The 8,343-nt window shown below is 28.9% G+C and carries 7 protein-coding genes; 2 read left to right on the top strand and 5 right to left on the bottom strand.

All coding sequences use genetic code 11. The annotated features are described in order from the left end of the window. The 3 genes from AMO08_RS01675 to AMO08_RS01665 all read right to left on the bottom strand — a co-directional run. Window positions 1-279: CDP-alcohol phosphatidyltransferase family protein (locus tag AMO08_RS01675; RefSeq protein ID WP_179850727.1), on the bottom strand; the 279-nt coding region annotated here is incomplete at its 3' end. A gap of 14 nt (window positions 280-293) precedes the next feature. After that, window positions 294-986, bottom strand: coding sequence for a hypothetical protein (locus tag AMO08_RS01670; protein ID WP_075484560.1), 693 nt, complete (start codon window positions 984-986; stop codon window positions 294-296). Window positions 987-993: 7 nt separating this feature from the next. After that, on the bottom strand, window positions 994-2,421 hold the full coding sequence (locus AMO08_RS01665) for a CRTAC1 family protein (RefSeq protein WP_075484558.1): 1,428 nt from the start codon (window positions 2,419-2,421) through the stop codon (window positions 994-996). 101 nt (window positions 2,422-2,522) lie between these two features. Between AMO08_RS01665 and AMO08_RS01660 the strand changes: the two genes are divergently transcribed. Next, window positions 2,523-2,990, top strand: a complete 468-nt coding sequence (locus tag AMO08_RS01660; RefSeq protein WP_075484556.1) for a hypothetical protein — start codon at window positions 2,523-2,525, stop codon at window positions 2,988-2,990. Window positions 2,991-3,221: 231 nt separating this feature from the next. Here the strand turns inward: AMO08_RS01660 and AMO08_RS01655 are convergent, their stop codons facing one another. Together AMO08_RS01655 and AMO08_RS01650 are read right to left on the bottom strand one after the other, a co-directional pair. Further along, on the bottom strand, window positions 3,222-5,867 hold the full coding sequence (locus tag AMO08_RS01655; RefSeq protein WP_075484554.1) for a DEAD/DEAH box helicase family protein: 2,646 nt from the start codon (window positions 5,865-5,867) through the stop codon (window positions 3,222-3,224). Beyond that, window positions 5,867-8,035, bottom strand: a complete 2,169-nt coding sequence (locus AMO08_RS01650) for a site-specific DNA-methyltransferase (RefSeq protein ID WP_075484552.1) — start codon at window positions 8,033-8,035, stop codon at window positions 5,867-5,869. The genes AMO08_RS01655 and AMO08_RS01650 overlap by 1 nt, the downstream gene beginning before the upstream one ends. Before the next feature lie 106 nt (window positions 8,036-8,141). On the opposite strand from AMO08_RS01650, the gene AMO08_RS01645 reads away from it, so the two are divergent. Then, window positions 8,142-8,343: hypothetical protein (locus AMO08_RS01645; RefSeq protein WP_075484550.1), on the top strand; the 202-nt coding region annotated here is incomplete at its 3' end.

Raw genomic sequence — 8,343 nt, 5'->3', positions numbered from 1 at the left:
ATAGTTAAAAAAATCAATTATACTATCCAGCATTTTACCATCAATATGTGGTAAATTTTTTTTCACATTAAATTTTCTAGCTAAAGTTCCATCAACACTGTCTATTAAAAATGCAAACCCAAGCCAAAGAAAAGCAGCTTTTTGGTTATTATTCATAACAGCAATTAAAGCAAAAAAACCAGCAACGATTCCTAATCCAGTTAATAAATGGACAAGAATACCAAGAAATCTATCCTGTTTAAAAAGTTCATAGGTTTTAATATTTTTTTCTTTACTCATTTTAATATCTAAAATTATCTAGCTAATTTAATAAAAATATCTCCCATTCCACTTTGCAATTTCTCATCTGGTGTACTGTTTCTAAATTCACAAAATAAACCAGTCACTTGATGATTATCAATTTTAACAATTTGAGATTTATCACAAGATTTTGCTTGATGAAATAATCCAATAACTAATCTGTTATTTAGTTCAACAACTTGATCTTTTGATAAACTTTGACCATCACAAAAATAATCTCTATTCACTTGTTTTGGAAAATTTTTTTTACCACACGGGCTTTTAATAGTTAAAACATAAAATTCTTTTTCTACATCTTTAAATTTATGTATCATTTTATCAACTTTTGAATATTTCATTACATCACAAGAACATGGAATGCAGCATCTGTAGTAATCCCCACAAATTTTTTTATTTGTACCAACTTCTTGTAAATATACTTTTTCAGGTTCTGCGTTAGGATCAATTAAAGAACCAGATACAGCACAATAAAGTTTATTGAACTCTACAAACTCTTGATAAGTAATGTCTTTATTTAATATATGTTTAAAAAATTTTGGACCAGCAGCGTTTCTATTTCTATCTGGAAATATCTTACTCCACTCATTTACTAATTCTTGATAATAATTTCTTTCTTGTGCTTCTAAACTTGGGTTGTAAGAAAAAACTAAAAATATGGTAAATATTATAAAAAAAAATTTTTTCATAAAAACATTAATTATTTTGTTTAATTTCCAATGTTTTATTTAATTCATTAATTTCAAAAGTGTTTTCTTCTCCATTTGTCCAAGTAACAATAATTTTAATATTTCTCTCATTTTTTCGAATTCCGTAATGTGCCACTGGCTCCATTTGACACAAGTATCCTGAGCCTGAATCTATTGTTTTAGAATGAGTTCTTAAATTTGAAACAAGAGTTACAGTAGCACCTCTTGCTGGAGCACCGTGCATATTAATTGGCTTTATCCTTAAGAAATTATTTTTTTTTGAATTTGCCTTATATAAAGTTAAAGGCTGATAACCAGATTCTCCATGAGATATTAAAAGCTCAAGTATTCCATCACCGTCTATATCGGCTACTGCAGCTCCTGTTCCTAATCCATTAGTTTCTAAAGCATTTCCAATATTTATTTCTTTGAATTCACCATTATCTAAAATTTTAAATAATTTATTTGGCTCGCCAATATTATTCATGAATACTTCGTCATAACCATCATTATCAAAATCAGCAGAGATTACTGTTCTAATTCTCGATGGGGCGCTAAATTGTTTGTCAGCTATATCTACAAACTTATTATTTTTTAAAACAAATGCTCGATGAGGCCCTTCCCAATTTGAAGTTAATATATCTAATCTACCTCTATAATAAATATCACTTAGTGCAGTTCCACGGCCGTTTTGAAAGGTATCATCAACAGCATAATCTTTCGCAAGTTCAACAAAATTTCCATTATTATTATAATATAAAAAATTCTCCCCTCTTTCATTTGCAGCAAAAATATCAGATCTTCCAGATAAAATATTACCCGAAATAACCGCTCTACCTCCAGTAATTTTATCAATACCTAGCTTCGAAGCTTTGTCTATTATTTCATTTCCATCTTTTTCATAAAATCTTGTAGGCCCTCCATAATTTGCAACATATATTCCATAAGCTCCATTTCCATTTCTATCTACACATACAACTGATCTACCTGCTGTAAGATTTAAATTTTCCTGGTTTATTTCTAATTCAAATAAATCAAAAAATTTGTTTCCATCAAAATCTAATAATCTGTCTGAATATCTTTTGTTTCCACTATAAGTGTCTGTATTTAAAAAATATATTTCCTCATAACCATCCTGATCAATATCACACGATGCTACTCCTATAGTTTTACGATTTTTGTCTATAAATATACTTTGGTTAATTGAATTGAACAAAATACCCTTTTTATGAGCTAAGGCTAAATTATTAAATCCAAATCCAGTTACAATAAATTCAAAATTTCCATCGTTGTTTACATCTGAAACGGACACACCATAACTTAATCTAGGTTGATTTTCTAATATTTGGTAAGTTATATCTTCAAAGAAATCATCTGACTTTGAATAATTAACAATATTCAAAAATATTAATAAAAATATAAATAATTTTTTCATTTAATTTCCAACTAGACTAAAAATTAAAAATTAAAACTGTTAATATTGGCATAGTTAATTTAGTGTAATTTCAATAGTAAATATAAAAAATTTAATTAAATATGAGTGATCTCAACAAAGCACCAAACGATTTTTTCAATAATTGGAATAAAATTAATTCAATGTCATATAGAAATGTTATTGAACTACATGTTAAGAGAAGTAGTGAAAAAAAGATATTAGCTTTAATTCAATTTGAATTAGATCAGTTTTCAGCAAATGTTCAAAAGGATTTGGTTATTTCTGAAACAAGTTCTTTCTATCAAGAAATATCTAGTCTTTTCAGAGACTCAAACTGGTGGTCAACTGCTACAGTAACAGATGCTTGTAAATATTATTTAAACTGTGCAAGAAATAATATTTCTCATTTTGAAGACTATGTAGAGGCAGATAGTGATTTATCTCAAAATGAAAAAAATGAGATATTTGCCTTGTATCAATTGTGTACTTTATTTGTTTCTTGGAATGCTATTAAAGAAAAAAAGATCAGAGAAATTATAGATATTAGAAAAAGTATATTTTTTAGATAAAATTTATTAACATGAACAATGAAAACACAAGTAAACTCTGGAAAATTATTCAGGAAGCTGGCGATTATTTGGGGTGCTAGTGGGACAACCTACTTCACACTAACTCACACTACTTCGCACTAGTTATGCAGATAATTAAAGATTAATTAAAAATAATTCGCACTAAGACTCATCGATTTAAGCAGAAAAACTATGCCACAGACTATGCCAAAATTACATAAAACAATTATATCAATTTTTTTTTTTATCTTTAAAAATTGGTATAATTTCACTGAAAGAGTTAGGTGTGATACCTAAATTTTCCCATTCTTCTTGTTTGACGTACAAATAATAATATAGTTTGCCAGTTGATTTTGTAGCATCCTCGCACCATTGCTTTAGCCTTTCTATTTTTCTGGGATCATCAATATTCTCTGCCCCTTTTGTCTCTACAATAAATCTCTCATTATTATTTAAATGAATCACAAAATCAGGATAATAACTGCTAATACCTCCCTCGTGATTTATGTAGGTCATTTTAAAATTTAATTGCATATAATTTTTTATAAATTTTTTTACATCCACGGCTGCATCCAAAAAACCAGCAAATTGTAACTCAAAATTTGAGTCACCTACTATTTTATTAAATATAGATTTTTTTGCTGGCAGGTATTCTTTTGTCTTTGGAACTGTGAAGGTTTTCTGATTACTAACTTTAATATAGTTTTGAACCTCTGTGCTACCTGTATCTACCACTGTCAGTTTATTAATATATTTCTTAAATGTTTCTCTAATGGTCATTCTAACATTAGTTTCACTTAAATTTCTTGCAACATTTGGATTTTCTATATCAACTTTTTGATTAAAAAGCTTAACAGTCAAAAATTGCTTAATTTTACCGTATAAAATATCTTGACCTCCATACAATCTAAGTTCTGTCATAATTGTCTTTGTAAAAAAGGAAATAATAGACGTTGCATTGATATTTATATCGTCTCTCATTTTTACTTCTTTGACTACTTTTTCATCAATTATTTCTCTAAAAAGAATATTTTTTTGATCTTCGCTACTAAATTCTTTGAGTTTTTCTGGTGTAAATTTAAAATCATCTACATTCAAGTCATCTAAATTTTTATATTCTCTTGAGATTCTTGAAGAAAGATTTGGTATCTCAATATCTAGATCTTCGATATTTTTTTTTCTGTCAATTTCTATTATTGTTGGGCCAGATGGATCTGAGTCTTTACCCATTGATTTCTTTTCCAATATTATTCCCTCAGATTTAATACTTTCAACAAAATCTAAAAATGCCTCAGTACCTACAACATTTAATTCTTCATTTACATTTTGACCAAAATACATTCTTCTTAATCCTCTTCCTAAAGCTTGCTCTGGTAGTATGTTAGACGTTGCAACAAAGGGTCTGAGACCAACTACAGTGGTGACATTCTTAACATCCCATCCCTCTTTTAGCATTAACACTGAAATTACTGCTTTAATATTATTTTCTTGGCTATCAACTTGATTTGCAAGTTCTCTTAAAATTTGTAACTCCTTTTGACTTTTACTAGAGTTTCCTTCATCAATTTTTCCCTCTTTATTAGTATGAATAACAAATGTAGAATTTTTAAGAATTGGATAAGTGCTTTCTAGGTATTCCTTTACATCATCACAGTTTTTTGTGTCATCTACCATAACAAACATTAGTGCTTTTTTATCAAGTTTTTTATGCTGCAAATAATCCTGCTGCCACACTGTAAAACCTAAATCTATATAATCTCTAAATCTCTCAGAAAATTTAGAAGATGTTTTCTCTTCTAATTTGCCTCTGCTTGCCTCATCTGGAAGAATTGGAGATTTAACCACACCTTGCGCGATTGCCTCCACAAGGGGGTAGTCAGATATAGTTTGAATAAAAATGTTACCATTTTGATGTTTAGGAGTCGCTGTTACGTCAATTTGCAATGCTAATTTAGAATTTTTTTGAACTAAATTATTATTTATATTTTCAATAGTTTTACTCCATGCTAATTTTTTGTCATGGATATGATGCGCCTCGTCATTTAAAACTACAATATCGTCTATGTTATTAACAATGTCTTTAACACTTATTTTATTATCAGATGTTTTTGCAACTGGTTTATCACCTAGAAAGAAATCTAAAGTACTATTTTTATCTGTTTCCTCATTTCTATTAACAAACCTTTGTATGTTAGTTAAAAATATATTTCCATTTTTGGATAATGAACTCACGTTATCCTGAATATGAATTTTAGGAAAAAAATTCCAATTCTTTCCAGCGTACTGGTTTGGGGGTAACATTGGATCAGAATTAAAAATTTTCAATCCATTAATATCAGATTTTAATCGCTCGAGAACTATTGTGTTTGGGGCTAATAATAAAAAGTTTTTTGATAAATTTGAATTTTCCTCATAATGTTTATGAAAATAACACCAAATCATTAAAAGTGATAAAACTTTTGTTTTACCAGTACCTGTGGCTTGTTTAATAACTAATCTTAACCAAGTTTCATCAAACATTGAGTCTACCAATACATTTGAAGAATCGAATTTTAATAATTCAGATGGAGTCCTAATTTTTTGATTTTCGTATAAATAAATTATTGTTTCGACAGACTCGCGTTGGGCAAAATAATATTTAAAATTTTTTTCATGTTCCGTCTCGAACCAGTATGTCAGTAGTGATTTTGTTGTTTGTGAAATATTTGGATATCCTTTTTTACGCCAATCATATATTTCTTTTCTTATCTTATTAACTAATGGTGGTAATAATTTTTCTCTTCCTTTTTCACCAAGAGAGTCATTTCCAGGGAACCAACGTAAATCTGGTTCAATTATCTCAAAAGGATTTTTAGGAAATTGTTTGTGTAAACCCATTATATTTTTACCTCGATAACTTTCATAGTGTCATTCCCAAAAATATCGACTACTTTAACAGCAACTTTTGTTTTCTTTGAAAAAATTTCTTTTTCTGAACTTTTAAGTTCTAATTTTTCAGAGCCATGTTTTCCTCTAAAACTTTGCCACTCATTCTCAAATATATAGTTACCAGTCCATTCTTCCTCAATTTTACCTTCTGGAGTTTTAAATTTTATTATTTCAGGTTTGGACTCATAATCGAAATCCACTGACCAATAATCAATCCAATCATGCCATTTTTCTGTAAGAATTTTCTCTTTAATTATACCTTTGGTATCTTTGATTTTTTCTATTATCTGCCCATTTTCTACATATAATTTTGATTTACCCGGTATTATTTTTTCATCTACCTCAAAATTGTCTTCATTATAAAAGACTGCAAAGTCTGTAAGTTCAATTGACAATTTTTTTCCTTTAAATTTAGGTTTAAATTCTATGTAAGCAACATCGTGAAAAACAACTTCTCCTTTTGCTATAGCTCTTTTGTCAAATACATCCATAGGGATTTGTTTGTAAACTAATCTTAAACCTTTTATTTTTGCTTCTTCTTGAATTGTTGGAAACAAACCCATTTCGTATTCAAAACCAAGAATATCCACACTAACAATTTTATTCTTCAAACATTCATCAATGACTTCCTCAACATGATCTCTGGATAATGGCTGATTTATTGGTCCAATAGATACAAAACTATCATTTTTCTTTCCATGAATAGTTTTGAAATCAGATATATCTACTGCTTTATAAGCGCTCAATATAAGTTTTTTGAATTCGTTTTCTTTTTTTTTTCTATTTATATTTTTTAATTCGTCTCTTTCATTTTTACCATCAAATATAAAATGTTGTCTTTGGTACTTTCCTAAATTCAAAACTTCAAAAGCCCTCCAGTTTTTTTCATTATTCTTTAATTCTCTTTGAATACCAATCATCCTTTTTCTTGTTGTATGAATCGCAAACTTGCCCAAATCTGAGCATATCCATTTTCGATTATTTTTTTCTGCCACTGCAGCTGTTGTTCCAGAACCACAGAAAAAATCACAAACAATATCTCCTTCCTTTGTGCTTAAATCAATTATTCTCTTTATTAAACTCTCTGGTTTTTGAGTTGGATAATCAATTCTTTCATCAGACATAGAATTAATAAGTTTTATATCTGTCCACACATCATCTATTGGTATTCCTTCAATTTCATCCAAATAATTTTTCTTTCTCATGCCTCCGGTAGCAGTATAATAAATTCTATTTTCAGCTTTAAGTTTTTCAATTCTTTCTTTAGTTGTTTTGGATCCCAAAGGTAAATCAATATACTTCCTTCCATCAGGATCTGTTTTGTTGAATCTTTCTTTAATATATTTTTCTGAATATTCTATGTATTGTGGTTTATATTGAAATAAATTTGATTTTTGAGCGAAGAGAATATAATCAGAATTTTTTCCTATATTTGTTTTGCCTTTGTATCCGCTCGATGTTTGTCTTTTCCATGTTATCTCATTGTTAAAATTATCAGAGCCAAATATTTCCTCCATGGTTACTTTTAAATGCGAGTTTAATCTTCCATCACAATGTACGAATATAGCTCCATCATCAGCTAGTAAGTCTTTCATTAATATTAATCTTTCATAAATCATGGAGAGAAATGAGTCTGAACCCTTCCCCCATGTATCTCTATAAGCTATATGTTCAAGAACGTTTGGTTTTTTTTCATAGGAATTGTCACCTATGTTTACATTCATTGTAAAATCTGCACCCACATCAAACGGTGGATCTATATAAATAAGTTTGATACCTCCATTCTTTTCAATTTCGGTTCTCATAGGACCATTTAATAAAGATGAAAGTATAAACTTATTATCACCCCAAATAAGTTTATTTGTCCAATCATTTTCCTTAGACCCTCCAAATAGTGAGCCTTGCGCTACTTTTATTTTTTCATTTCTGGGTTCATCAACTTGTTCGATAATTTGAAAAGGTAAATCTATATTTGTAACTTCATCAGATTTTCCGTTCCATAGAAGCTCTACCTGTTTTGTTTCGTCGAATAGCAAAAATCTATATTTTTCTGGTAGACTCTTGCCCTGTTCAATGAGGTTAACAATATCTCTTTTTTCGTTATCTGTTAATTTCATTTAATTTTAAAAATATGTTTATTTTTCAATTTTATTATATAAGAACTTACAGGACAACTATGCCACAGACTATGCCAGATTTAGATAAATCAAAGTTTGGAGTAGTATGAACGAGGAAAATCGCCGTCGTTTGTGGATTTTGATTCAGGAAGCTGGCGATTATTTGGTAGGTCAATTACCTGATCACCCAAATCACCCCAAAGGAAGAAACCCATATGCTCATGTTGCTATTTGTGTGAAAAGCAAATTCAATGCTAGCTATAAAGATATTCCTGATGAAAAATATGATGATGTAATTAAATACATTG

This window comes from Candidatus Pelagibacter communis, assembly GCF_001180205.1.
GTDB lineage: Bacteria > Pseudomonadota > Alphaproteobacteria > Pelagibacterales > Pelagibacteraceae > Pelagibacter > Pelagibacter ubique_O.
The sequence above is the reverse complement of the archived record's forward strand: the minus strand, read 5'-3'. Positions and strand labels throughout refer to the sequence as shown.

Excerpts from the sequence above, each read along its gene's own strand:
- AMO08_RS01670 (WP_075484560.1), bottom strand. The coding sequence starts at position 986 with ATGAAAAAATTTTTTTTTATAATATTTACCATATTTTTAGTTTTTTCT.
- AMO08_RS01665 (WP_075484558.1), bottom strand. The coding sequence starts at position 2,421 with ATGAAAAAATTATTTATATTTTTATTAATATTTTTGAATATTGTTAAT.
- AMO08_RS01660 (WP_075484556.1), top strand. The coding sequence starts at position 2,523 with ATGAGTGATCTCAACAAAGCACCAAACGATTTTTTCAATAATTGGAAT.
- AMO08_RS01655 (WP_075484554.1), bottom strand. The coding sequence starts at position 5,867 with ATGGGTTTACACAAACAATTTCCTAAAAATCCTTTTGAGATAATTGAA.
- AMO08_RS01650 (WP_075484552.1), bottom strand. The coding sequence starts at position 8,035 with ATGAAATTAACAGATAACGAAAAAAGAGATATTGTTAACCTCATTGAA.